The organism is Rhodococcus sp. 2H158, from assembly GCF_053764755.1.
On the sequence record NZ_JBSNCE010000017.1, the window covers coordinates 16,058 to 39,938 of the forward strand.

A 23,881-nucleotide genomic window follows, 5' to 3' on the forward strand; every position below is an offset into this window, starting at 1 on the left:
TCAGACGAGGACGACGCCCTCGGCGACGCCCACGGCGCGCAGGTCGCGGTACCAGCGTTCGACGGGGTGTTCCTTGGTGAAGCCGTGGCCACCGAGCAGCTGGACGCCGTCGAGGCCGATCCGCATGCCCTTGTCGGTGGCGAGCTTGCGGGCCAGCGCCGCCTCCCGGGCGAAGGACAGGCCCTGCTCGGCGCGGGCCGCGCCGCGCAGCGTGACCAGCCGGATCCCGTCGAGCTCGATCTTGATGTCGGCGACCATGAAGGCGACGGCCTGCCGGTGGCTGATCGGTTCGCCGAACGCCTCCCGTTCGTTGACGTAGGGGACGACGTAGTCGAGCACGGCCTGCCCGGTGCCCATGGCGAGGGAGGCCCAGCCCAGGCGGGCGAGGCGGACCGCGTCCGCGTACTGCTCGGCGCGCGCGTCGGCGTCCGCGTCGCCGAGCAGGGCGGCCTGCGGGACGGCGACGTCGGTCAGATGCAGCCGGCCGAGTCCAGCGGCACGCAGGCCCATCGACGGGTCGGCCTCGATCGCGACGCCCTTGCTGTCGGACTCGACCAGGAACAGCGACGGCTTGCCGTCGAGCTCGGCGGCGACGACGAACAGTTCGGCGCTGCCGGCGGCGGGCACGAGGGACTTGACGCCGTTGAGCCGGTAACCGCTGGGGGAGCGCACCGCCTTGGTCTGCAGCGCGAACGGGTCGAACAGGGCGCGCGGCTCGGTGATCACGACGCTGGCCTGCGGGACGTCGTCCCCGGCGAACGCCGGCAGGTAGGTCCGCTGCTGCTCCTCGGTGCCCCACTGGGTGAGGGCGACCGCGACGCCGCTCGGCGCGAGGATCGGCAGGGCCAGCCCCATGTCGCCGTGCGCGAGCGCCTCGGCGACGAGCGCGTTGGTGACGGCGCCCCGCTCGGTGGCGGCCCCCTCGAACGCCTCGGGCACGTTGACGAGGGTGATGCCGAGTTCGGCGGCCCGGGCGAGGAGGCCGGTGGGGGCGGCGGCCGCCTCGTCGGCGTCGTGCGCGGCGGGCCGCAGGATCTCGGCGGCGAACTCGCGGACGGTCTCGGCGATCATCTGCTGATCGTCGGTGGGGGTCAGGTCGAACAGGTCGGTGCGGACGGCGGTGTCGAGGCGCTGCGGTGCGTTTCCGCCGGTGACCTTCTTGAAGGTGCGGGTGGCGGCGCCGAGCGTCTTGAAGCCGGTCTTGGTGGACTGGTAGGTCACCCGGTCGATGGCCTGCCGGAGGTTGTACCGGTCCGCGAGCTCCGAACCGGTGATCCGCGTGAGCACGCGCATCGCGGCGCCCATGGCGTCCCGTCGGAGGGGGTTCAGGCCCACCGCGGACGTGTCGCGAGGGGTGTTCCGGGCCACACTCTCTTGCTTGCTCATGATCACCAGAAGTTTCTCGATGTGGGGACGGACACCACTACCTTACTCCGGAGTAAGGTAGGTGTCTACTATCGAGTAAGTTCGGGGTGGGGCGCGACCCGCGCGGGTCACCGCAGGCGCGTGAGCACGCCCTCGTGCAGCGCCCCGTTGGTGGCTACCGCGCTGCCGCCGTGCGGGCCGGCCGCGCCGTCCAGATTCGTGAACCGGCCCCCCGCCTCCCGGACCAGCACGTCGAGCGCGGCCAGGTCCCACAGGGACACCTCGGGCTCCAGTGCGATGTCGACCGCACCCTCCGCAAGCAGGCAGTACGAATAGAAGTCGCCGTAGGCCCGCACCCGCCACACCTCGTCGGTGAGCGCGACGAACTCGTCGCGCCGACCGCGATCTCGCCAGCCGGACAGGCTCGAGAAGCTCAGCGACGCCGCGGACAGGTCGGTGACCTGCGAGACGGCGATGCGGCGTGGCTCTGCGCCGTCGTACGCCATCCACGCGCCCGCCCCCGCCGCGGCCCACCAGCGACGGTTCAGCGCCGGGGCGCTCACCACGCCCACCACGGGCACGCCGTCGTCGAGCAGGGCGATCAGGCTGGCCCACACCGGCACGCCGCGCACGAAGTTCTTCGTCCCGTCGATCGGATCGACCACCCACTGCCGGCCGGTGAACACCGCGTCGCCGCCGAACTCCTCGCCGAGGATCGCGTCCCCCGCGCGCTCGGCGCCGAGGGTGCCGCGCACGGCGCGTTCGACCCCGAGATCGGCATCCGACACCGGTGTCAGGTCCGGCTTGTCGGTGACGGTCAGGTCGAGGGCGCCGAACCGGGTGCGCGTGATGGCGTCCGCCTCGTCGGCGAGGCGCAGGGCGAGGTCCAGATCGGCCGAGAGGTCGGTGCTCATGCCCCAGACGCTAGCCGAGAGCCCCACCCGGCCCCGAGCGGTGGCGAGGCACCGCCGCACACCCGGTAACCTTGGGAATCGTGCATCCCGATGTTTCCGCAGACCTGGCCGAACTGGCGACCACCCTCGAGACCGTCGAGGCGGTTCTCGACGTGGACGAGCTGCGCCGGCGTATCGACGAACTCGAGCACCAGGCCGCCGACCCGGAGCTGTGGAACGACCAGGAGCACGCGCAGCAGGTCACCAGCCAGCTCTCGCACGCCCAGGGCGAACTGCGCCGCGTCGAGGAGCTGCGCTCCCGGCTCGACGACCTGCCGGTGCTCTACGAACTCGCCGAGGGCGAGGAGGGTGAGGACCGCGCCACCGCCATGGCCGACGCCGACGCCGAGCGTGCCGGCCTGCGCACCGACATCGAGGCGATGGAGGTGCGCACGCTCCTCTCCGGCGAGTACGACCAGCGCGACGCGCTGGTCAACATCCGCGCCGGTGCCGGCGGCGTCGACGCGGCGGACTGGGCCGAGATGCTCATGCGCATGTACATCCGGTGGGCCGACAAGCACGGCTACCCGGTCGAGGTGTACGACACCTCGTACGCGGAGGAGGCGGGCATCAAGTCCGCGACCTTCGCGATCAAGGCGCCCTACACGTACGGCACCCTGTCGGTCGAGATGGGCACCCACCGGCTCGTGCGGATCAGCCCCTTCGACAACCAGGGCCGCCGCCAGACGTCGTTCGCCGAGGTCGAGGTGCTGCCGGTCGTCGAGACCACCGACCACATCGACGTCGACGAGAACGACATCCGCGTCGACGTGTACCGCTCGTCCGGCCCGGGCGGGCAGTCCGTCAACACCACCGACTCCGCGGTGCGCCTGACCCACATCCCCACGGGCATCGTCGTCACCTGCCAGAACGAGAAGTCGCAGTTGCAGAACAAGGTCTCGGCCATGCGCGTGCTGCAGGCCAAGCTGCTCGAACGCAAGCGGCAGGAGGAGCGCGCGGAGATGGACGCGCTCAAGGGCGACGGCGGCAGCTCGTGGGGCAACCAGATGCGCTCCTACGTCCTGCACCCGTACCAGATGGTCAAGGACCTGCGCACCGAGTACGAGGTGAACAACCCGGCCGCCGTCCTCGACGGCGACATCGACGGGTTCCTCGAAGAGGGCATCCGGTGGCGCATGCGCGAGAACCAGAAGCAGAACCAATAACACGGCTACGGAGGATCCACCCTGTTTCCCGGTACCAGGCTCCTCGACTGGCTGTCGACCAGCGGTCTGCAGATCGCCCTGACGGTGCTCGGCGCTGTGCTCGTCGCGCGGTTCGTCAGCTGGACCGGCGGCCGCATCACCCGCCGCATCGACGAGACGTATCAGCAGTCCGACGCGCTGGTGCGCTCGGAGGTGACGAAACACCGGCACTCGGTGGCGCAGGTGATCACCTGGGTGGTCATCACGTTCGTCTACATCGTCGCCACCCTGAAGGTGTTCGACTACCTCGCGCTGCCCATCGGCAGCCTGGTGGCCCCCGCGACCGTCCTCGGCGCGGCGCTCGGCTTCGGCGCCCAGCGCATCGTCCAGGACATTCTCGCGGGATTCTTCATCATCACCGAACGGCAGTACGGGTTCGGTGACACAGTCCAGATCTCGGTCACCGGGGCCTCCGCCGACGCCGTCGGCACGGTCGAGGACGTCACCCTGCGCGTGACCAAACTGCGCAACGCCGCCGGCGAGGTCATCACCGTGCCCAACGGGCAGATCAACAAGGCCGTCAACCTCTCCAAGGACTGGGCCCGTGCGGTCGTCGACGTGCCGATCCCGGTCACCGCCGACATCTCGGAGGTCAACGACATCCTGCACGAGGTCGGCGTCAAGGCCTTCGAGGACGAGAAGCTGAAGGAACTGCTGCTCGACGAGCCCACCGTGATGGGCGTCGAGAGCCTCGAGGTCGACCAGGTCAGCGTTCGTATGGTCGCGCGCACCCTGCCCGGCAAGCAGTTCCAGGTGGGACGGGAACTGCGCGTGCGGGTCGCGCTCGCATTGCGCCGGCAGGGACTGACCGTCCATCCGCAGCTCGACACGTCCACCCCGATCCACGGGATCGAGGCGGTGCGGTGAGCGAGCGTCGCAGGTTCCACATCCCGGACCACGTCTTCGGCGGCCGGCTGCGTACCGCCACCCTGACTCTGTGCCTGGTGTGGCTGGGGCTGTGGGTGCTCTACCTGTACCTCAACCCGGAGGAGGAACAGGGCACGGCGACGGCGCCTCCGGGCGCGGTGGTCGTCAGCGAGACGCCGTACGTGCCGTACGTGCCGGAGCCCACCACGGTCGAACCGAGCCCCACGCCCACCAGTACGGAGCCGACCCCGACGACGACCACGCCGGCGCCGACCGGGACCGGATCCACGCCCGGCGGAGCGGGTTCGCGCACCGTTCCCGAGTCCCCGGCCCCGACGACTACGACGACTCAGCCCGGCCTGCGGCTGCCCGAGATTCCGATTCCCGGCCTCGGCGATTCGTCCCCCGCCGAACCTACCGGCGAGTCGGTTCCTTAGGTCACCGTCCGATAACGGCTAGCATGGCGGCGTGATCCGCCTGGAGAATGTGTCCAAGTCGTACAAGACGTCGACCCGGCCCGCCCTCGACAAGGTGAGCGTCGAGATCGACAAGGGCGAGTTCGTCTTCCTCATCGGCCCGTCCGGTTCCGGAAAGTCGACCTTCCTGCGGCTGCTCCTGCGCGACGACACGCCCACCTCCGGTGACATCCACGTGGCGGACTTCCACGTCAACCGCCTGTCGGCGCGCCGGGTGCCCAGGTTGCGGCAGAACCTCGGCTGCGTGTTCCAGGACTTCCGGCTGCTGCAGCGCAAGACGGTGGCCGAGAACGTCGCGTTCGCGCTCGAGGTGATCGGCAAGCCCCGCTCGGTCATCGCTCGCACCGTGCCCGAGGTGCTCGACCTCGTCGGCCTGTCCGGCAAGGCCGACCGCCTGCCCACCGAGCTGTCCGGCGGCGAACAGCAGCGCGTCGCGATCGCCCGCGCATTCGTGAACCGGCCCCTGGTGCTCATGGCCGACGAACCGACCGGCAATCTCGACCCGGACACCAGCCAGGACATCATGATGCTGCTCGAGCGCATCAACCGCACGGGCACCACCGTGCTCATGGCCACCCATGACCACCACATCGTCGACTCCATGCGGCGCCGCGTGGTCGAGCTCGATCTCGGTCGGGTCGTGCGCGACGAGGCGCGCGGCGTCTACGGCGTCGGCCGCTGACCGCGCCTTCCGTTCCCATCGCTCTCGTCCCTCCGGCAACCGAAGGACTTCGACACTCCATGCGTGCCAGCTTCATCCTGAGCGAGGTCGTCACCGGCCTGCGCCGCAACCTGACCATGACCGTCGCGATGATCCTGACCACCGCGATCTCCCTCGGCCTGTTCGGCGCGGGTCTGCTCGTCGTGCAGATGGCCGACAAGACGCAGCAGATCTTCCTCGACCGGGTCGAGGTGCAGGTGTTCCTCACCGACGACATCTCGACCCTCGACCCCGACTGCGAACAGGACATCTGCCGCACCCTGCGCTCGGACCTCGAGAACACCCCGGCGGTGGTGTCGGTGCAGTACCTCAACCGCGAGGACGCCGTCGCCGACGCGACCGAGCGGGTCTTCAAGGACCAGCCGGAGCTCGCCGAGCTCGTCAGCCCCGAGAGCTTCCCGGCCTCGTTCAAGATCAAGCTCTCGGACCCCGACCGGTTCGGGGTGATCGAGGACCAGTTCGCCGTCCGTCCCGGCGTCGACAGCGTGCTCAATCAGAAGGACCTCGTCGAGCGGCTGTTCAGCGTGCTGGGCGGCGTCCGCAACGCCGCATTCGCGATCGCCACGGTCCAGGCGGTCGCCGCGATCCTGCTCATCGCGAACATGGTGCAGATCGCCGCGTTCACCCGCCGCACCGAGGTGGGCATCATGCGGCTGGTCGGCGCCACCCGCTGGTACACCCAGCTGCCGTTCCTGCTCGAGGCCGTCGTGGCGGCCGTGATCGGCGCGGCGCTGGCGATCGCGGGGTTGTTCGTCGCGAAGGGCGCCTTCGTCGACGAGGTGCTCTCGGAGGTCTACGAGGCCAACATCGTCGCCCGCATTTCCAACAGCGACGTGCTGCTGGTCTCGCCGATCCTGGTGCTGGTGGGCGTCGGCATGGCGGCCCTGACCGCCTACGTCACCCTGCGCCTGTACGTGCGTGAATAGCCGCGCGTCGGTGCGCGGGAATATCTCGTTGCGTCCGCTACCTATGCTGTACACAGATCTGTCGGACGCATCGAGGACCGGAGGGGCCCGAAAGTGAAGGAAAAGGGCCGCAAGGTCATCGCCACGAATCGCAAGGCGCGGCACAACTACACCATTCTCGACACGTACGAGGCCGGAGTCGCGCTCCTGGGCACCGAGGTCAAGAGCCTGCGCGAGGGCAAGGCGTCGCTCGTCGACGCGTTCGCCACCGTCGACGACGGCGAGGTGTGGCTGCGCGGGCTGCACATCCCCGAGTACGGGCACGGCACGTGGACCAACCACGCGCCCCGGCGCACCCGCAAGCTGCTGCTGCACCGTCGGGAGATCGACAACCTCGTCGGCAAGACCCGTGAGGGCAACCAGACCCTGGTCCCGCTGTCGATGTACTTCTCCGACGGCAAGGTGAAGGTCGAACTGGCGCTGGCCAAGGGCAAGCAGGACTACGACAAGCGGCAGGACCTGGCCCGTCGCACCGCCGAGCGCGAGGTGACCCGCGAGCTCGGCCGGCGGGTGAAGGGCATGCGCTGACGGCGATCGTGCTCGCCCTGGTGGCCGCGGTCGGCTACGGGGTGAGCGACTTCCTCGGTGGGGTCGCGTCCCGCCGGGTGGCGGCGCTGCGGTTCGTGATCGTCTCGTACCCGCTGTCGCTGCTGCTGGTGCTCGCCGTCGCGCCGCTCGTGGGCGGCGACCTCACCCCCGAGTCGCTCGGCTGGGGCGCGGCGGCCGGTGTCGCCGGCGGGCTCGCGATCTGGTGGTTCTATCTCGCGCTCGCTGCGGGCCCGATGTCGGTGGTGTCCCCGCTCACCGCCGTGCTCGTGGCCGGTATCCCGGTGCTCGTCGGGATCGCGACAGGGGAGCGGCCCGGACCGGTCGCCTACGCCGGCATCGCGATCGCCCTCGTCGCCGTCGTGCTGGTCAGTCGCGAATCGAAGGAGGGCGTCGCCGGGGACGAGCAACCCCGATTCACCGCGAACGTGGCGTGGCTGACCGTCGGCTCCGGAGTCGCGTTCGCGCTGATGTTCGTCGCGCTGCACCGCGTCCCCGAGGGCACCGGCCTGTGGCCCCTCGGCATGTCCCGGCTCACGGCGACGCTCGTCGTGTGGACAGTGGCCCTGGGGGTGCGGCAGATGATCCGGCCGCCGAGCCGGGTGTATCCGCACGTCGTCGCGGTCGCGGTGCTGGACGTGATCGCCAACGGTGCGCTGATGTTCGCCTTCCAGGGCGGCATGCTGTCGCTGGTGAGCGTCATCGGCGCGCTGTACCCGGCGGCGACGGTGCTGCTGGCGATGGTCGTGCTGGGCGAGCGCATCGGGCGCGGCCAGATGACCGGAATGGTGCTCGCCCTCACCGCCGTCGGCATGATCACCGCAGCCGCCTGAGGGCTGTGAGCCACGTCATTCGCATCAGGGCGGAAATGGGAATGACGGAGTGGGGTCCGCGCGTTACAGTGGGTAGTCCTGCGAAGGCCGCAGGTACGTACGGGGCTGAACGGTTTCGACTGCGTACGTTGAGCTAGGGGAAGCGTGTCGGTGCAGGCAAGAGACCACCGTGAGCGTCGCTGCAAACCAATAAGCGCCGAGTCTACTCAGCGCGAGTACGCCCTCGCTGCCTAAGCGAGTGCGTCTCTGTCAGACCGGGTGCGCTCCCGCCCCGGATCCTGGCATCGACTAGGGAGCTCCACCGTACGGCTCGGTCGCGGAGCCGGACGGGACAACAAACAGCGACTGGGATCGTCATCTCGGCTTGTTCGCGGGACCGGGAGATCCAAGTAGAGACATAGCGAACTGCACACGGAGAAGCCCTGGCGAGGCGGCGGAGGACCCGGGTTCGATTCCCGGCAGCTCCACCGGAAACGTGAAGGACCCCGGCCACCCGGCCGGGGTCCTTCGCATATGCCGGACCTCTACGGTTACCGGCATGGAGTACAAGCCGACGGCCGTCGTCGCCGCGGGCGGCGCGGTGGGTGCCGTGACCCGATACGCGCTGTCCGTGCAATTCCCCGGCATCTGGACGATCGCGGCGATCAACGTCGCCGGTTCGCTGCTGCTCGGCGTCGTCGCAGCGATGCTCGGTCCCGACCGGCTGTGGCGCCTGTTCCTCGGCGTCGGTGTGCTCGGCGGCTTCACCACCTTCTCCACGTTCGCCGTCGACGCGGTCCGCCACCCCGCGACTGCCGTCGTCTATGTGGCCGTGACGCTCGTGGGGGCACTCGCGGCGGCGCGCGCCGGCATGGCGGCCGGCGAGGCGTGGCGGCACCGGACGGCCCGATGACCGTCCTGCTCGTCGCCCTCGGCGGCGGTGCCGGAGCGGTCCTGCGCTATCTCGCCGGCCGGCACGTCCGCTCCTACCGCAGCGTCCCGGTGGCGACCCTGACCGTCAACGTCCTCGGTTGCCTGCTGCTGGGTGTGCTGTCCGGGGCCGCGCTCGCGCCGTCGACGTTCGCGCTGCTCGGCACGGGGTTCTGCGGGGGCCTGACCACCTACTCGACGTTCGCCGTCGAGACGGTCGGTCTCGTCCGGGTGCGCCGCCCGGTCACCGCGACGGTGTATGCGGCGGTGAGCGTGCTCGCCGGCACGGCCGCGGCCTGGGCCGGGTATGCCCTCACGTCCTGACCGACGGCGATCGGCGCGCGCGGGGCACGCCGGGCGGGCAAGATGAGCAGGGCAAGGTCGGGTGGACGAGGAGGTCACATGGCGCACGAACGAGCGGGACAACCGGCGGCGGCCGAGGATCTGGAGGACCTCGCGCACCTGGTCACCGCGTACTACACGGTGACGCCGGACCCGCAGGATCCGCTGCAGCAGGTGGCCTTCGGCACCTCCGGCCACCGCGGTTCCAGCCTCGACGGCGCCTTCAACGAGCAGCACATCCTCGCCACCACCCAGGCGATCGTCGAGTACCGGGCGGCGCAGCAGATCACCGGCCCGCTGTTCCTCGGCCGCGACACCCACGCGTTGTCGGAGCCGGCGTGGACGAGCGCACTCGAGGTGCTCGCCGCCAACGGCGTCGACGTGGTGATCGACGCTCGCGACCGCTACACGCCGACCCCGGCCGTGAGCCACGCGATCCTGCGGCACAACGCCGCCGGTGGATCCGGTGCCCGCGCCGACGGCATCGTCGTCACCCCGTCGCACAATCCGCCCCGCGACGGTGGCTTCAAGTACAACCCGCCGCACGGCGGGCCCGCCGACACCGATGCGACGTCGGCGATCGCGGCGCGCGCCAACGAACTGCTCGCCGCGGGGCTGAACGGGGTACGCCGGGTGCCCGCCGTCCGGGCGCTCGCCGACGCCGGCCGGCACGATTTCCTCGCCGCCTACATCGACGACCTGCCGAACGTCGTCGATCTCGACGCCGTCCGCGACGCCGGGTTGCGCGTCGGCGCCGATCCGCTCGGCGGTGCCAGCGTCGACTACTGGGGCGAGATCGCCGAGCGGCACCGGCTGGACCTGACCGTCGTCAACCCGCTCGTCGACGCCACCTGGCGGTTCATGACCCTCGACACCGACGGCAGGATCCGGATGGACTGCTCGTCGCCCAACGCGATGGCGTCGCTGATCGGCGCCCGCGACCGCTACGACCTGGCGACCGGCAACGACGCCGACGCCGACCGGCACGGCATCGTCACCCCCGACGGGGGGCTGATGAACCCGAACCACTACCTCGCGGTCGCCATCGACTACCTGTACCGGCACCGGTCCGGATGGTCGGCCGACGCGAAGGTCGGCAAGACCCTCGTGAGCTCGTCGATGATCGACCGGGTGGCCGCGGGCCTGGGCCGGGGTCTGCTCGAGGTGCCGGTGGGATTCAAGTGGTTCGTCCCCGGCCTGCTCGACGGCACCCTCGGCTTCGGTGGGGAGGAGAGCGCCGGCGCGTCGTTCCTGCGGCGTGACGGCTCGGTGTGGACCACCGACAAGGACGGCATCCTGCTGGCCCTGCTCGCGTCCGAGATCACCGCCGTGACCGGCGCGACCCCCTCCCGGCGCTACGCCGAGCTCGCCGAGCGCTACGGCGACCCGTCGTACGCCCGGGTCGACGCGCCCGCGACGCGCGAGCAGAAGGCCGTCCTGGCGAAGCTCTCGCCCGACCAGGTCGACGCCACCGAACTCGCCGGCGAGCCGATCACCGCGACCCTCACCGCCGCGCCGGGCAACGGTGCCGCGCTCGGGGGCCTGAAGGTCACGACGGAGAACGCGTGGTTCGCGGCCCGGCCCTCCGGCACCGAGGACGTGTACAAGATCTACGCCGAATCGTTCCTCGGCCCGGAGCATCTCGCCCGCGTCCAGGACGCGGCGCGGGACCTGGTGTCCCACGTCCTCGGCTGAGCCCGCACCGGCGGGACGCGCCCGCCCGCCCGGTCGTGCGCGTCGCTAACATCGGGCCATCATGCGAACACGCGACGCCGCCCTGCCGCGGGAGATCTGGGTCCTGGTCAGCGCGGCCTTCGTCATCGCCCTCGGTTTCGGTCTCGTCGCACCCGCGCTTCCGCAGTTCGCGCGCAGCTTCGGCGTGGGGGTTACCGCGGCCTCCGTCGTCATCTCGGCGTTCGCGGCGATGCGCCTGCTGTTCGCCCCTGCGAGCGGAAACCTCGTGCAGCGGCTGGGGGAGCGGCCGGTGTACACCGCCGGTGTGCTCATCGTGGCGCTGTCCACCGGCGCCTGCGCCTTCGCGACGGACTACTGGCAGCTGCTGCTGTTCCGGGCGCTCGGCGGCATCGGCTCCACCATGTTCACCGTCTCGGCGCTCGGGCTGCTGATCCGCATCTCGCCGCCGAACGCGCGGGGCCGGGTGTCGGGGCTGTACGCGACGAGCTTCCTGCTCGGCAACATCGGTGGCCCCCTCGTCGGGGGCGCCCTGGTCGGGCTGGGGCTGCGGGCACCGTTTCTCATCTATGCGGTGGCGCTGCTCGTCGCCGCGGCGGTCGTGTTCGTGAGTCTGCGTCACTCCGCGCTTGCCGTGCCGGACTCCGGCGGCGCCATGCCGGTGATGCGGCTGCGGGAGGCTCTGCGGTCGCCGGTGTACCGGGCCGCGCTCGGGTCGAACTTCGCCAACGGCTGGGTCGTCTTCGGCGTGCGGGTGGCGATGGTGCCGCTGTTCGTCGTGGAGGTCCTCGGGCGCGACGCCGGCCTCGCCGGGGTCGCACTGACGGTGTTCGCCGTGGGCAATGCCCTGGTCCTGATGGTCTCCGGGCGGTTGTCCGACCGGTTCGGCCGCCGCCCGTTCGTCCTGCTGGGGCTGGTGGTGTGCGGGACCAGCACGATCGCGATGGGCCTCACCACGAACCTCGCGCTGTTCTTCGCGACGTCACTGCTGGCCGGCGTCGGGTCCGGCCTGATGAATCCGGCCCAGCAGGCGTCCGTCGCCGACGTGGTCGGCAGCAAGGCGCGCGGGGGTCCGGTGCTGGCGACCTTCCAGATGACCGCCGACGTGGGGGCGGTGATCGGACCGGTCGCCGCCGGAATCCTGGCTCAGCAGGTGTCGTACGGGGCCGCCTTCGCCGTGACCGGCGCCGTCATGCTGCTTGTCGCCGTGCCCTGGGCGCTGGCGCCGCGGCCCGCCCGGGAACCCGCAGTGACCGAAGCCACGGAGATCTGACCCCCGTCGTCGGTACTGTCGAAGGGGTGTGGATTCCCCTGTCCAGCCTGATCGCCCGGCTCGGTCTCGCTGCCGTGTGGCTGATCTCCGGCTGGATCAAGTTCGCCGATCCGTCGCAGACCGTGGTGGCCGTCCGCGCATACCAGTTGTTGCCCGAGGCGCTCGTGCGACCCGTTGCGGCCGGTCTGCCGATCCTCGAACTCGTGCTCGGCCTGCTGCTGCTGATCGGACTCGCGGTGCGCGCCGCAGCGGTCGTGGGCGCGGCTGCGCTGCTGACCTTGATCGCGGTGATCGCCTCGGTATGGGCCCGCGGCCTGTCCATCGACTGCGGGTGCTTCGGCGGCGGTGGGGCGGCGGACGTGAACGGCTGGGACTACGCCGGGGAGATCGCACGAGACCTCGGCTTCCTCGCCTTGGCCGGGTGGTTGGCGGTGTTCCCTCGCAGTCCGTTCGCGCTCGGTCCCGGCTCCCGGGCGAGGCTCTCAGCACGCACTCAGCCCGTGATGGCAGAGTGATCCCGCATCGATCCCCGAGCAGCGAAGGGCAGATTCCGTGAGCGCGAAGAAGGTCAAACCGGTCAAGTACACGCCGGAGCCGACGTCGAGCAAGTCCACCTTCATCCTCGGCGGTATCGCGGTCCTGGTCATCGCGGTGCTGGTCATCGGGGGAGTGTTGTGGCAGGCGAACCGGGGCAAGGCGCGCAACGAGGGATACGGGACGGTGCAGAACGCCGCGGTGCAGGTGGAGCTGCAGGACGACGGTGTCATCGTGCTCGGTCTTCCCGACGCCGCGACCACGATCGACCTGTTCGAGGATCCGCTGTGTCCGTACTGCGCCGAGCTCGAGCACAAGCACGGCCAGGAACTCGCGCAGGCGGTCGACGCCGGCGACGTCGCCGTGCGGTACCACATGCTCGCGTTCCTCGATCAGCTCTCCGCGAGCGGCGACTACTCGACCCGCGCGGTCGCGGCCGGCCAGTGCGTCGCGCAGACCGGGGACGCGACGGCGTTCTCTGCGTTCCACGGCGCGTTGCTCTCGCCGGAGAATCAGCCCGCCGAGCGGAGCGACAGCGACCTCACCAACGCCGAGCTGGCACAGATGGCGCGGGACGCCGGGGCGTCCGACGAGGCGGCGCAGTGCGTCGCCGACGGCGCGCGCGTCGAGCAGGCCGCCGTCGACGCGGAGGCGGGACGGCAGGCGCTCGCGGCGGCGGGCGCGTCCGGCACCCCCGCGGTGGTGCACAACGGCACCGTGATCGACGCCCTCGGCAACGACAACTGGGTGGCCGAACTCGGCTGAGGCGGCGGCGACGGTGGTCGGCCGTTCGACCACCGTCGCCCGCACCGTCGCCACTGACCAGGCGATTTGTTGTCGTCGACGGCGATGGTGTAATTTTCTTCTCGCACCGGGGAGTAAATCCCGGGTGACGATCCGAGTACGGGGCTATGGCGCAGCTGGTAGCGCACCACACTGGCAGTGTGGGGGTCAGGGGTTCGAGTCCCCTTAGCTCCACCATCACCGCGAGAGGCGAGAGTGAATGCTCTCGCCTCTCGTCGTGAGAGGCCACCGCGGGTGGCCCGGTTGTTCTGCACGGGGCTATGGCGCAGCTGGTAGCGCACCACACTGGCAGTGTGGGGGTCAGGGGTTCGAGTCCCCTTAGCTCCACTCCCTCCGGGACTCTCCGGATCCTTCTCCCACCGCGGCGGCCCCCTTCTCCGGGCAATGCCGACATTTTTCACCCTCGGAACCTGCTTCACGCTTTCGTCCGGCGGCGCACACTGTGATGGATCGCTTCGAAAACGGGAGAGGTGAGCTGTCGTGTCCGAAGGTTCGAGTGTTACCCCGGGTTCTCCAACCGGTGCCGGTGCCACGGCCGGTGCAGGTTCGACGGCTGGCGCAGGTGCCACCGCCGGTGCAGGTTCCACCGCAGCGGCGGGTGCGTCCGCGCGCCACGGTGGGGGTGCCCACGAGGCCGGCGGCCCCGCCGCCGCGGTCCGCCACGGTAGCGGTCCGGCAACGGGGTCCGGCCTGAAGCAGGGCTTCGCCGCGGGCACGTCGATCGCGGCCGGCATCCTGCTCGCAACGGTCGGCGTCCTGCAGTTTCTGCAGGGTATCGCCGCGATCGCCAAGGACGACATCATCGTGGTCGGCCAGGAGTACACCTTCTCCTGGAGTGTCTCGGCATGGGGCTGGGTGCATCTGATCCTGGGCATACTCGTGGCCGTGATCGGTCTCGCTCTCGTCACGGGAGCCACGTGGGCGCGCGTCGCCGCGATCGTCATCGCGGCGCTGTCGATCATCGCGAACTTCCTGTGGTTGCCCTACTACCCGGGATGGTCGATCGCGATCATCGCGATCGACGTGGTGGTGATCTGGGCGGTGTCCACCTGGGACGCCGATCGCACCTGGGACGCCGGCCGCACCGAGCCGGGCTACCGCCCCTGATCAACCCTCGTACAGCCGTTCCACCACCTCGGCGCAGCGCGCGAGCACCCGCTCCCGCAGCGGACGTCCGTGCGCGTCGACGTCCGTGGGCGGCAACGGTGCGGGCAGCACGGTGAACCGGCGGATGCGTTCCCAGCGGCCGAGCTCGGCATTGAGCCGGTCGACGGCGGCCGCGGCCTCGGCCGGTGGGATCGCCCGGCCCGAGGTGGGGACCACCAGTCCTACGCAGTAGGGGCGGAGCTCGCCCACCACGACGAGGTCCGCGCCGGGCAACAGGGCCCGGAACCGGCGTGCGACGGCGACCGGCGCGACGTACTTGCCGGTGGAGGTCTTGAACACCTCCTTCTTGCGGCCGCGCAGTGTGACGAAACCGTCGTCGTCGACGACGGCGCGATCGCCGGTGTGGAACCAGCCGTCGCGTTCGAGGGCTGCCGCGGTGCGCTCGGCGTCGTCGTGGTAACCGGTCATGACGGCGGGGCTGCGGACGAGCAGTTCCCCGTCGGTGGCGATGCGCACCTGCGTGCCGGGCAGCGGCCGGCCCACGGAACCGAGGCGCCGGCTGTCCGGGCGGTTGACGCAGCACGGACCCGCGGTCTCGGTGAGGCCGTATCCCTCGAGTGCCGGCACGCCGGCCCCTTCGAACCACTCGGCCAGCGGACGGTCGAGCCGCGCCGAGCCGGAGAGCACGAACCGCAACCGGCCCAGATCCGCGGCACCGGACTCCACGCCGGCGCGGATCTTGCCCAGCACGTGGGGAACGGACCCGAGGAATGTCGGCCGGACCTCGCCGAGGTGCTGCACGACCCGATCGGCACGGCCGTCGACGATCGTCGGCACGCCCAGATGCACGCCCACGAACAGCAGCGCGCGTCCGAAGACGTGGGAGAGCGGCAGCCACAGCAGTTGCAGGTCCGAGGGCGTGAGCATGCCCAGGCGCGCCATGGCACGGGCCTCATAGGTGACGGCGGCATGCGGCAGGCAGGCGCCCTTGGCGGTGCCGTCGGAGGAGGTGTAGATCAGGGTGGCGAGGTGGTCGGGCGTTACGCCCGCGATGCGGGCCGCGACCGCCCCGGGATCGGCGGCCAGGAGCCGTCGGCCCTCGGCCTCGAGTTCGCCGAGCCGGTCCAGGTGCAGCACCGGCGCGGTGGGCAGCGGCCGGTCGGCGAAGGTCAGCACGCTGCCCGACTGCCGGAGCAGCGCCGCCACCTCCGCCGGCGGGGTGGCGGGATAGACCGGAACGGTGACCGCCCCCGCGCACACGATCGCGAGGTCGGCGAGGATCCACGCGTAGCTGGTGGCGGCGCAGACGGCGACGTGCGCGCCCGGGCGAATTCCACGGCCGATCAACCCGGCGGCCAGGGCGGTGACCCGGCTGCCCACCTCGGTCCACGACACGCTCGTCCAGTCGTCGCCGCTGGGGTGCCGGAACGCCTCCGCGTGGGGCGTGCGGGCCATCCGGTCGAGCAGCAGCCGCGGCACGGTGCGGGCGGGTTCACTCATCGCTGCTTGTCAATCCGCCGGGCCGCAGCGAGCGGCCGATCGCGCGGGCCGCGGTGCGGACCAGTTGGGACAGTGCGGTGATCTGCGCGGTGTCGGCGGCGGCGACGATCGACAGCGCCGCGATCGCGATGCCGGGCCGCTCGAAGATCGGTGCGGCCACGGAGACCGCCTCCATCGTCACCTGCCGGTCGCTCACCGCGATCTCGGAGCGACGTACCTCGGCCAGGACCCGGCGCAGCTCGGCGGGGGAGGTGAGGGTGCGTTCGGTGAACCGCTCCAGCGGCCGGGCCAGCACCTCCTCCTGAACGGAGCGCGGTGCGAACGCGAGCAGCACGAGTCCCAGGCCGGACGCGTGGATGGGAAAGGGGCTGCCGACCCGGGTGAGGGTCTTCACCGCCCGCTGGCCGCGCAGGCGTTCGACGAACACCACCTCGGTGCCCTCGCGCACGCCGAGCTGCACGTTCTCCTGGGTGATCTGCGACAGGTCCTCCATCACGGGCAGCGCCAGCTCGCGCAGCAGCGTGCCGCGCGGCGCGAGCGCCGCGACCTGCCACAGCCGGAGCCCGATGCTGAAGCGGCCGGACGAGTCGCGTTCCAGCGCGCCCCATTCGGTGAGATCCCCGGCGAGCCGGTGCACCGTGGTGAGCGGCAGGCCGGTGCGCCGGGAAATCTCGCTCAGGGTCAGGTTGGGTTGCTCGCGTGTGAACGCCTCCAGGAGGGTGAGCGCGCGTACCGTGACGGAACCGGTGGCCGGGCGGGCGGCGCCGGTGGGGGTCACGGTGGGCTCACCCCTTCCTCGGGAACTGCTCCGGTCAGGCCGGTTCGACTCTGAGCGGAATGCTAGCCCAGCCCTTGAGCGTGTTGTTCGGTTGCGGCACCGGATCCCCGGCCGGTTCGATCCGCCGGATCCGCTGTGCCAGCGCGGTGAGCAGCACCTCGGCCTCGAGCCGCGCGATCGGCTGGCCGACGCACTGGTGGATGCCCATGCCGAACGCGACGTGTCCACCGGCGGAGCGGTGGATGTCGACGACGTGCGCATCAGGTCCCCATCGCCGTTCGTCGCGGTTGGCGGCGCCGAGGAACAGCAGGACCTTGCGGCCCTCGCCGATGGGGACGCCGGCCACCTCGGTGTCGGTGGAGGTGGTGCGGAAGAAGGTCTGCACGGGCGATTCCCAGCGCAGCGCCTCGTCGAACGCGAACTTCGCGAGCGCCGGCCGGGCGTGCAGCGCCTGCCACTGCCCGGGGAACCGCGTCATGGCGTAGACGGTGTTGGCGATGCCGTGAACGGTGGTGTCCACGCCGGCGGTGAGCAGGGATCGAACGAGCATCGGCGCCTGTTCGGCGGTGATGTCACCACGGTCGGCGGCCGCCCAGATCTGCGCGCCGAACCCGCCCGGCGCGAGATTCTCCCGCCGGCAGGACTCCGCGACCCACTCCTGCGTCGGCCCGGACGCGGCGAGTGCCTTCTCCACGCGGTCGTTGCGGGGGCCGAAAGCGTTGAACGCCGTGGCGCCGTACGGCAACAGATGCTCGCGGCCGTCCTCCCGGATCCCCACCGCGTCCGGGAACACCCGCAGGGGGAACACCTCGGCGAGATCGGTGACGGCGTCGAACTCACCGCGGGCCACGAGCGCGTCGGCCAGGGCGTGGGCCTCGGCCTCGAACCCGGCGCGTAGCGCGCGCACGGTGCGTGGCGAGACGACGGCCCCCATGGCCGCCCGCACGACCGTGTGGTCCGGCGGGTCGGCCTCGAGCAGCAGGCTCGGGGGACGCCACGGTGTCTCGTGGGCGAAGTCGGCCAGGCCGACCCCTCGTCCGGAGACGAAGGTGCGCCAGTCGGTGAGGCAGGCGTGGACCTCCTCGAACCTGCCCGTCGCGTACACGTCGTATCGGGGCAGGTACACCACCGGTCCGGCGGCGCGCAGACGGGCGTGGAACTCGTACGGGTCGGCGAGGACGGCGTCGTCGAACGGGTCGTCGTCGAGGGTGGGCGGGTGCATTGCGACGGTCACGGCGGTCACCTCGGGATTCGGGCAGTCAGAGTTCGAGAACCAGGCGGGGGCAGGCGGCGCGGGACACGCAGATCAGCATGGTGTCGTGCGCGGCCTGTTCCTCGGGGGTCAGCAGGGAGTCGCGGTGATCGACCGTGCCGGCGAGCACGGTGGTCTCGCAGGTGCCGCAGGTGCCTTCCCGGCAGGACGAGAGCACCTGCACGCCCGCGGCGGCGACGGCGTCCAGGACGCTCTCGCCGGGCGTGACGGTGACGGTGGTGCCGCTCAGGGCCAGCTCCACCTCGAAGCCGTCCGAGCGCACCGGAGCGGACTGTTCCTTCGCGGCGAACCGTTCGATCCGCAGCGACCCGGCGGGCCGGTCGGCGCAGGCGGTGGTGACGGCGTCGAGCAGCCCGGCGGGGCCGCAGCAGTAGACGAGGGTGCCGGGACGTGCGTGTCCGAGCAGCGACGGCAGATCGAGCGGGCCCCGTTCGTCCTGAGGCACGAGGGTGACCCGGCCCGGGTAGCGGGTGACGAGGTCGTCGGCGAACGCCATCGAGGCACGGCGGCGGCCGCCGTAGGTGAGGGACCAGTCGGCGCCGGCCGCCTCGGCCGCGGCGATCATCGGCACGATCGGGGTGATCCCGATCCCGCCGGCGAGGAAGAGGTAGCGCGGCGCCGGGGCGAGGTCGAAGTTGTTGCGGGGTCCGTGAACGCGGACGCGGTCACCGACGGCGAGCTTGTCGTGCACGTACTGCGAGCCGCCGCGGCCGTCGGCCTCGCGCAGGACGGCGATGCGCCACGTCCCGGTGTCGGCCGGGTCGCCGCACAGCGAGTACTGGCGGACGAGGTCCTCGTCGAGCACGAGATCGATGTGCGCGCCGGGACTCCACGGCGGCAGGGGCTCGCCGTTGGGGTGCCGCAGGCGCAGCGCGACGACGCCGTCCGCGGGTTCCGTCCGCTCGACGATTTCGAGTTCGGTGCCGAATTCTGTTGCTGGGGAGCCTTTTTCCGGGAGTATCATGGTCGGGTCCTCACGTGTGGGCGAGTTCGCGGGTCGGTTCGGGTGGCGGGGGGAGGGCGGCGGCGTGGCCGACGGGATGGGCGAGCAGCCAGTCCCACAGCGTGACGGGGTCCTCGGCGACGTGCCGGGCACCGCAATGGCACGTTCCCTCGAGGCGGTCGGAGCCGGGCAGCCACACGACGCGCATCACGTGGGGCCCGCGCAGCATCCGGTTCGGTTGCGAGGACATCGGTCACCTCGTCTCGGCGAGGGTGCCGCCCGCCGTCATCGCCTGCAGGATCCGCCGCGCGGCCAGGGCGCCGGCGTCGATGTTGATGCTCAGTTCCTGGTACCCCTCGGGCTCGGTGGCGAGCACCTGTTCGAGCCGGTCGAGCGCGACGACGTCCTGGAGCACGACGGTACGGTTGTTCTCGCGCAGGAACTCGGTGACCTTCTCGTCGTCGAGCGCAAAATCCCTTGCCACCGACCAGAAATCGTGAGTGGAGTGTTCGGTCTCCGGGGTGATCGCGTAGACCACCTCGACGTGGAACGCGTCGCTGTCGGGTCCGGTCTCGGGCGGCAGCACGCCGACGGGCGCGATCCGGCTGTGCAGCAGGTACAGGCACGGCGGGTGGTATTCGATGTCCTGCCACCGGGTGATGCGGCCCTCGAGGCCGGTTGATTCGGCGTAGAAGGGCGGGCATTCCGCGTCGGCGATGTGCCGGGAGACGTAGACGATCCCGGCCTCGTCGTCGACCTCGGTGGTGATGGGGGTCTCGGCCACCTCGGGGGTGCCGATGTAGCCGCCGTGCAGGTACGTCTCGTGGGAGAGGTCCATCAGGTTGTCGACGAGCAGGCTGTAGCGCGCCTGCAGTGGCTCCATGCCCGAGGCCACGGCGTAGCCGGGCGAGTCGAGCCACGGCGCCCGGGGGATGCGGGTCGGATCGGGCTCGGCCGGACGGTCCGGGTCGGCGATCCAGATCCACACGAACGAGTCCTGCTCGACCACCGGGTAGGACTTCAGTCGCGCGGTGCGGGGCACCCGCTTCTGGCCCGGCACGGCCACGCAGCCGCCGTCGGAGCCGTAGGTGAAGCCGTGGTAGCCGCACACGACCGTGTCGCCCGCGAGGCGGCTCGGCGCCTGCGAGAGCGGGAAGCGGCGGTGCACGCACCGGTCCGACATTGCGGTGACCTCACCGGATTCGGTGCGCCAGAACAGGATCGGCTCGTCGCAGATGGTCCGGGCGAACAGTTCCCGGTCGATCTCGCGGCCGTACGCGGCCACATACCACTGGTTCCGGGCGATCTTCGTCATGAGTTGTCTCGTCTCCACGGGGATGGTTCCGGTCCGAGCGACCGGCGGATGCCACCACCGTGACGGGCGACACGTGACGGGCGCCACCCGACTTCCGGATGCCGGAAAGTCGAGGGCCCTCCTTCCGGTATCCGGAAGGAGGGTGGATTCGCTGTGATCCGATCCGCAACGCTCCTCGCAGGTGACTCGCCTCACATCCTTCGAACAGGGGCCCGATACATGGCAATCGATCTACGTGAACGCATCGACACCAGCCCGATGACGCGCTTCCAATGGGGCGCGGTGGCGATCTGCGTGCTGCTCAACGTCCTCGACGGCTTCGACGTGCTCGTCATGGCCTTCACCGCCCAGTCGGTGTCCCAGGAGTGGAACCTGTCCGGTTCGGCGCTCGGCCTGCTGCTCAGCGCAGGCCTGTTCGGCATGGCCGCGGGCTCCCTGTTCCTCGCGCCGTGGGCCGACACGATCGGCCGCCGCGGCATGATCCTGCTCTGCCTGGGGATCGCGTCGATCGGCATGCTTGCCTCCGCGGTCAGCCAGAGCGCCCTGCAGCTGGGACTGCTGCGCGCCCTCACCGGCGTCGGCATCGGCGGAATCCTCGCCAGCAGCAACGTCGTCGCCAGCGAGTACGCCTCCAACCGGTGGCGCGGGCTGGCGGTGAGCCTGAACTCCACCGGCTACGCCGTCGGCGCCACCGTCGGCGGCATCATCGCCGTCGTGCTGCAGAACTCCTACGGATGGCGATCCGTCTTCCTGTTCGGCGGCGTCTGCACGGCGGTGATCATCCCGGTCGTGTACCTCCGCCTGCCCGAATCCCTCGACTTCCTGCTCGCCCGGCGGCCCGCCCACGCCCTCGCCCGCATCAACGCGTTCGCGGTCCGCGCCGGGCACCAGCCGCTCGCCGCGCTGCCCGCGCCGCGCCAGGCCGACGCTTCCGGGGCGCGGTCCGGCGTCAGGATCGGCAGCCTCCTCGCACCCCGGCAGCGTCGCTCGACGCTGCTCGTCTGGGCCGCGTTCTTCCTGACCATGTTCGCCTTCTACTTCGTGACGAGCTGGACGCCGAAGCTGCTCGTCGAGGCTGGCCTGTCGGCCGACCAGGGCATCACCGGGGGCGTGCTGCTGAACCTCGGCGGCATCTTCGGCGCGACGCTGCTCGGCGCACTGTCCGCGCGATTCGCGCTGAAGCGGGTCCTGGCGTCGTACATGGTGATCGCCGGCGTTCTGCTCGTGGTCTTCGTCCCTGCTACCGTCGCGGTGGTCGTCGCGTTCGCGCTCGGCGCCCTCATCGGCGTGTTCGTCAACGGGTGCATCGCAGGCCTGTATGCGATCACGCCCTCGGTGTATGCGCCGTCGGTGCGGGCGACCGGAGTCGGCTGGGGCATCGGCGTCGGCCGGCTCGGGGCCATCGCCTCGCCGATCGTCGCCGGTGCGCTGCTCGACCTGCACTGGTCGCCCGCCCAGCTCTACCTGCTCGTCGCCGGCGCCCTCGTGCTCGCCGCCGTCGCCGTGGGACGGCTGCGGTTCGAGGCGCACGCCGCGGACGCCCGGTCCGCCGACACGCCCGCCTCGGTGGCCACACACTGATCGGCGGTGCCGGCCGCCGGGCCGCGCGCGCTATCGTGACCGGAGTGAACACCCCGATCCCGGCCCCCGACACGCTGATCACGAACCTGCGGGACGTGCTGGTCGGGCCGCTCACCGAGATCGGCCAGCGCTTCTCGGCGCTGCTCACCGACCTGGTCCCGCACACCGCCCTGGTGATCTTCACGCGGGAATGCACCGGCCGGCCCCGCAAGGTGGCCGGCGACCCGGCGATCGTCGACCGCGTGACCATCGCCGAACTCGACCGCGTCCGAAGCGAACTCGCGACCGGGCAGATCCGTCGCGGCCCGGCCCGGATCGCGGGCCGGGACCGCGACGTGTGGGCGATCCTCGACGCCACCGACACGCTGCTCGTGCTCGTCCCGGACGGTGCCCGCACCGGCTCGATTCCCCTCGAGCTGGTGCGGGCCCTGTTCGCCGTGGTGGCCACCGGCATCCAGCTGCAGGTCCGCAACGCCAGCCCGGCGTACCTCGCCGAATCCCGTGCCGCGTCCTCCGAACGCGCACGGACCGTTGCCGAGCTCACCGAGGCCCATGCGATGACGCTCGAGTCGATCCTCGCGACGCTGCGGTCGAGGGACCTCGACGACACCCGGGCCCGCATCACCGCGCGCGAAACCGCCACCAATGCCCTCATCGGGCTGCGCTCGGCCGTCGACCGTCACCGCGAACTCGCCGAGGAGGCGGTGACCACCGCCTTCGCTAGGCTGCACGGCGAACTGCGCGGTCTGCTCCGGCACCGCGAGGTGGTGCTCGAGATGGTCGCCCCGCCGGTGGACGGGCGGGCGCTACCGGGCGAGGTCGCGCATGCGGCCCGGGCCCTCGCCCGTGGCGCGGTCCTCGCGATGTCCGCGCAGGCGAACCTCGGCCGCGTCCGGGTCGCCTGGAACTGCGACGGAACCGATCTGCTGATCGACATCCGGGACGACGGTGACGGCGAGGCCGACGCCGCCGACCTCGCGCGGCAGCTGCGGGACCGGGCCGAAACCCTCGGCGGCACCGTGGAGGCCGAGTCCACGCCCGGCTGGGGTTGCCGGGTCGCGGCCCGGCTACCGCTCGACATGCCCGCACCCGTGGCCGGGAGCCCCGCACTCGAGGCGCTGGCGGTCCTCGCGCCACGCGAGGTGGAGGTGCTCGAGCACCTCGTCGCGGGGCGGCGGAACCGGGTGATCGCCGAGCGGCTCGGCGTCAGCGAGTCGACGGTCAAGTTCCACGTGGCCTCGGTGCTCCGCAAGCTCGGGGTGAGCACCCGCGGGGAGGCGGCCGCGCTCGGCGCCGAGGCGGGGATCAAGGCCGCGGGCTGACGTCCGTCCCGCGCGTCCACTCGGTCGCCCGCGCCACGATCTCGGCGGCGACGTCGGCGGGCTCGGCGTCGATGCCGACAACGATCGCCGCCTCGTCGGGTTCGAGCGGCTCGAACGTGTCGAACTGCGAGTCCAGCAGGTCGGCCGGCATGTAGTGGCCGCGCCGCGTGCGGAGCCGTTCCCGGATCTGCTCGCGCGTGCCCGCCAGGTGCACGAAGACCACGTTCTCGCCGGCGAGGTCGTCCCGGTAGCGGCGGCGCAGCGCCGAGCACGTCACCACCCCCGGCCGGCCCCGGCCGGTGTGGTCCCGGATCCACGCGCCGACCGCGGCGAGCCACGGCGCCCGGTCCGCGTCGCTGAGCGGCCGGCCGGCGGCCATCTTCTCCACGTTGGCACGCGGATGCAGGTCGTCGCCCTCGAGCAGGTCCCATCCGGTGGCCTCGGCGACGAGTGCCGCGACGGTCGATTTGCCGGAGCCGGACACCCCCATGACGACGAGGATCGGCGGGCCGGGGTGGCCGGGTGAGTCCATTCGTGCCTCCCTGGTCGGCGCCTGGCGCCGCGTCGCGGCGGAGGT

The 23,881-nt window shown here is 71.2% G+C and carries 25 protein-coding genes, 2 tRNA genes and 1 other RNA gene; 19 read left to right on the forward strand and 9 right to left on the reverse strand.

Going from position 1 to position 23,881, the window contains the following annotated elements; all coding sequences use genetic code 11:
* On the reverse strand, positions 1-1,392 hold the full coding sequence (locus ACWPOB_RS17610) for an acyl-CoA dehydrogenase family protein (protein ID WP_100056745.1): 1,392 nt from the start codon (positions 1,390-1,392) through the stop codon (positions 1-3).
* Between the two features lie 101 nt (positions 1,393-1,493).
* On the reverse strand, positions 1,494-2,279 hold the full coding sequence (gene hisN, locus ACWPOB_RS17615; protein WP_455401628.1) for a histidinol-phosphatase: 786 nt from the start codon (positions 2,277-2,279) through the stop codon (positions 1,494-1,496).
* An 80-nt stretch (positions 2,280-2,359) separates the two neighbouring features.
* Here hisN and prfB point away from each other — a divergent pair, with 80 nt between their 5' ends.
* The 17 genes from prfB to ACWPOB_RS17700 all read left to right on the forward strand — a co-directional run bounded on the left by prfB (position 2,360) and on the right by ACWPOB_RS17700 (position 14,592).
* Positions 2,360-3,484, forward strand: a complete 1,125-nt coding sequence (prfB, locus tag ACWPOB_RS17620) for a peptide chain release factor 2 (RefSeq protein WP_100056748.1) — start codon at positions 2,360-2,362, stop codon at positions 3,482-3,484.
* Positions 3,485-3,562: 78 nt separating this feature from the next.
* On the forward strand, positions 3,563-4,390 hold the full coding sequence (locus ACWPOB_RS17625; RefSeq protein ID WP_455401678.1) for a mechanosensitive ion channel family protein: 828 nt from the start codon (positions 3,563-3,565) through the stop codon (positions 4,388-4,390).
* A complete protein-coding gene (locus tag ACWPOB_RS17630; RefSeq protein WP_100056743.1) occupies positions 4,387-4,827 on the forward strand; it encodes a hypothetical protein in 441 nt (146 codons plus the stop codon). Before ACWPOB_RS17625 ends, ACWPOB_RS17630 begins: the two co-directional genes overlap by 4 nt.
* 31 nt (positions 4,828-4,858) lie before the next feature.
* A complete protein-coding gene (gene ftsE / locus ACWPOB_RS17635) occupies positions 4,859-5,548 on the forward strand; it encodes a cell division ATP-binding protein FtsE (RefSeq protein ID WP_010594670.1) in 690 nt (229 codons plus the stop codon).
* Positions 5,549-5,607: 59 nt separating this feature from the next.
* A complete protein-coding gene (gene ftsX, locus ACWPOB_RS17640; protein WP_455401629.1) occupies positions 5,608-6,513 on the forward strand; it encodes a permease-like cell division protein FtsX in 906 nt (301 codons plus the stop codon).
* A gap of 93 nt (positions 6,514-6,606) precedes the next feature.
* The gene (gene smpB / locus ACWPOB_RS17645) at positions 6,607-7,080 is read left to right on the forward strand and encodes an SsrA-binding protein SmpB (RefSeq protein WP_006940611.1); all 474 of its coding nucleotides are present in this window, start codon (positions 6,607-6,609) and stop codon (positions 7,078-7,080) included.
* Between the two features lie 8 nt (positions 7,081-7,088).
* Positions 7,089-7,931 carry a DMT family transporter gene (locus ACWPOB_RS17650; RefSeq protein ID WP_100056742.1) on the forward strand — a complete coding sequence of 281 codons (843 nt, stop codon included), beginning with the start codon at positions 7,089-7,091 and terminating at the stop codon, positions 7,929-7,931.
* Between the two features lie 101 nt (positions 7,932-8,032).
* Positions 8,033-8,401, forward strand: a transfer-messenger RNA (tmRNA) gene (ssrA, locus tag ACWPOB_RS17655).
* A 68-nt stretch (positions 8,402-8,469) separates the two neighbouring features.
* The gene (locus ACWPOB_RS17660; protein ID WP_455401630.1) at positions 8,470-8,823 is read left to right on the forward strand and encodes a fluoride efflux transporter FluC; all 354 of its coding nucleotides are present in this window, start codon (positions 8,470-8,472) and stop codon (positions 8,821-8,823) included.
* Positions 8,820-9,164, forward strand: coding sequence for a fluoride efflux transporter CrcB (gene crcB / locus ACWPOB_RS17665; RefSeq protein ID WP_006940607.1), 345 nt, complete (start codon positions 8,820-8,822; stop codon positions 9,162-9,164). The genes ACWPOB_RS17660 and crcB overlap by 4 nt, the downstream gene beginning before the upstream one ends.
* A 78-nt stretch (positions 9,165-9,242) precedes the next feature.
* A complete protein-coding gene (gene pgm / locus ACWPOB_RS17670) occupies positions 9,243-10,877 on the forward strand; it encodes a phosphoglucomutase (alpha-D-glucose-1,6-bisphosphate-dependent) (protein ID WP_100058378.1) in 1,635 nt (544 codons plus the stop codon).
* Positions 10,878-10,938: 61 nt separating this feature from the next.
* Complete coding sequence (locus ACWPOB_RS17675; RefSeq protein ID WP_100058379.1) at positions 10,939-12,147, forward strand: MFS transporter; 1,209 nt, start codon at positions 10,939-10,941, stop codon at positions 12,145-12,147.
* A 26-nt stretch (positions 12,148-12,173) separates the two neighbouring features.
* A complete protein-coding gene (locus ACWPOB_RS17680; RefSeq protein WP_100058380.1) occupies positions 12,174-12,662 on the forward strand; it encodes a MauE/DoxX family redox-associated membrane protein in 489 nt (162 codons plus the stop codon).
* A 37-nt stretch (positions 12,663-12,699) separates the two neighbouring features.
* Positions 12,700-13,446 (forward strand): DsbA family protein, encoded by a 747-nt coding sequence (locus ACWPOB_RS17685; protein WP_455401631.1) that lies wholly within the window; start codon positions 12,700-12,702, stop codon positions 13,444-13,446.
* Positions 13,447-13,586: 140 nt separating this feature from the next.
* Positions 13,587-13,662: transfer RNA gene (locus tag ACWPOB_RS17690), tRNA-Ala, on the forward strand.
* Positions 13,663-13,739: 77 nt separating this feature from the next.
* Positions 13,740-13,812: transfer RNA gene (locus ACWPOB_RS17695), tRNA-Ala, on the forward strand.
* A gap of 363 nt (positions 13,813-14,175) precedes the next feature.
* Positions 14,176-14,592: a DUF7144 family membrane protein gene (locus ACWPOB_RS17700; protein ID WP_100057541.1), complete on the forward strand. Its 417-nt coding sequence runs from the start codon at positions 14,176-14,178 to the stop codon at positions 14,590-14,592.
* On the opposite strand, the gene ACWPOB_RS17705 is transcribed toward ACWPOB_RS17700, so the two are convergent.
* From ACWPOB_RS17705 to ACWPOB_RS17730, 6 genes are read right to left on the reverse strand one after another with little or no spacing between them, the layout of a single operon-like run.
* On the reverse strand, positions 14,593-16,092 hold the full coding sequence (locus tag ACWPOB_RS17705) for an AMP-dependent synthetase/ligase (RefSeq protein ID WP_455401632.1): 1,500 nt from the start codon (positions 16,090-16,092) through the stop codon (positions 14,593-14,595).
* Positions 16,085-16,870 carry an IclR family transcriptional regulator gene (locus ACWPOB_RS17710; RefSeq protein ID WP_100057538.1) on the reverse strand — a complete coding sequence of 262 codons (786 nt, stop codon included), beginning with the start codon at positions 16,868-16,870 and terminating at the stop codon, positions 16,085-16,087. The genes ACWPOB_RS17705 and ACWPOB_RS17710 overlap by 8 nt, the downstream gene beginning before the upstream one ends.
* Positions 16,871-16,904: 34 nt before the next feature.
* Positions 16,905-18,104 (reverse strand): cytochrome P450, encoded by a 1,200-nt coding sequence (locus ACWPOB_RS17715; protein WP_455401633.1) that lies wholly within the window; start codon positions 18,102-18,104, stop codon positions 16,905-16,907.
* Positions 18,105-18,129: 25 nt separating this feature from the next.
* Positions 18,130-19,107 carry a PDR/VanB family oxidoreductase gene (locus ACWPOB_RS17720; protein ID WP_455401634.1) on the reverse strand — a complete coding sequence of 326 codons (978 nt, stop codon included), beginning with the start codon at positions 19,105-19,107 and terminating at the stop codon, positions 18,130-18,132.
* 10 nt (positions 19,108-19,117) lie between these two features.
* Complete coding sequence (locus tag ACWPOB_RS17725) at positions 19,118-19,336, reverse strand: hypothetical protein (protein ID WP_455401635.1); 219 nt, start codon at positions 19,334-19,336, stop codon at positions 19,118-19,120.
* A 3-nt stretch (positions 19,337-19,339) separates the two neighbouring features.
* Positions 19,340-20,401 (reverse strand): Rieske 2Fe-2S domain-containing protein, encoded by a 1,062-nt coding sequence (locus ACWPOB_RS17730; RefSeq protein WP_455401636.1) that lies wholly within the window; start codon positions 20,399-20,401, stop codon positions 19,340-19,342.
* Between the two features lie 219 nt (positions 20,402-20,620).
* Here ACWPOB_RS17730 and ACWPOB_RS17735 point away from each other — a divergent pair, with 219 nt between their 5' ends.
* Complete coding sequence (locus ACWPOB_RS17735; RefSeq protein ID WP_455401637.1) at positions 20,621-21,982, forward strand: MFS transporter; 1,362 nt, start codon at positions 20,621-20,623, stop codon at positions 21,980-21,982.
* Positions 21,983-22,026: 44 nt separating this feature from the next.
* Positions 22,027-23,304: a LuxR C-terminal-related transcriptional regulator gene (locus ACWPOB_RS17740; RefSeq protein ID WP_455401638.1), complete on the forward strand. Its 1,278-nt coding sequence runs from the start codon at positions 22,027-22,029 to the stop codon at positions 23,302-23,304.
* Here the strand turns inward: ACWPOB_RS17740 and ACWPOB_RS17745 are convergent.
* On the reverse strand, positions 23,288-23,836 hold the full coding sequence (locus tag ACWPOB_RS17745) for a gluconokinase (protein ID WP_100058419.1): 549 nt from the start codon (positions 23,834-23,836) through the stop codon (positions 23,288-23,290). The genes ACWPOB_RS17740 and ACWPOB_RS17745 overlap by 17 nt on opposite strands.
* Between the last annotated feature and the right edge of the window lie 45 nt (positions 23,837-23,881).

What these genes read in the sequence shown, in the direction of transcription:
- hisN (WP_455401628.1), bottom strand. Translation starts at nt 2,279, where the DNA reads ATGAGCACCGACCTCTCGGCCGATCTGGACCTCGCCCTGCGCCTCGCC.
- ftsX (WP_455401629.1), top strand. Translation starts at nt 5,608, where the DNA reads ATGCGTGCCAGCTTCATCCTGAGCGAGGTCGTCACCGGCCTGCGCCGC.
- ACWPOB_RS17660 (WP_455401630.1), top strand. Translation starts at nt 8,470, where the DNA reads ATGGAGTACAAGCCGACGGCCGTCGTCGCCGCGGGCGGCGCGGTGGGT.
- crcB (WP_006940607.1), top strand. Translation starts at nt 8,820, where the DNA reads ATGACCGTCCTGCTCGTCGCCCTCGGCGGCGGTGCCGGAGCGGTCCTG.
- pgm (WP_100058378.1), top strand. Translation starts at nt 9,243, where the DNA reads ATGGCGCACGAACGAGCGGGACAACCGGCGGCGGCCGAGGATCTGGAG.
- ACWPOB_RS17675 (WP_100058379.1), top strand. Translation starts at nt 10,939, where the DNA reads ATGCGAACACGCGACGCCGCCCTGCCGCGGGAGATCTGGGTCCTGGTC.
- ACWPOB_RS17705 (WP_455401632.1), bottom strand. Translation starts at nt 16,092, where the DNA reads ATGAGTGAACCCGCCCGCACCGTGCCGCGGCTGCTGCTCGACCGGATG.
- ACWPOB_RS17720 (WP_455401634.1), bottom strand. Translation starts at nt 19,107, where the DNA reads ATGATACTCCCGGAAAAAGGCTCCCCAGCAACAGAATTCGGCACCGAA.
- ACWPOB_RS17725 (WP_455401635.1), bottom strand. Translation starts at nt 19,336, where the DNA reads ATGTCCTCGCAACCGAACCGGATGCTGCGCGGGCCCCACGTGATGCGC.
- ACWPOB_RS17730 (WP_455401636.1), bottom strand. Translation starts at nt 20,401, where the DNA reads ATGACGAAGATCGCCCGGAACCAGTGGTATGTGGCCGCGTACGGCCGC.
- ACWPOB_RS17735 (WP_455401637.1), top strand. Translation starts at nt 20,621, where the DNA reads ATGGCAATCGATCTACGTGAACGCATCGACACCAGCCCGATGACGCGC.
- ACWPOB_RS17745 (WP_100058419.1), bottom strand. Translation starts at nt 23,836, where the DNA reads ATGGACTCACCCGGCCACCCCGGCCCGCCGATCCTCGTCGTCATGGGG.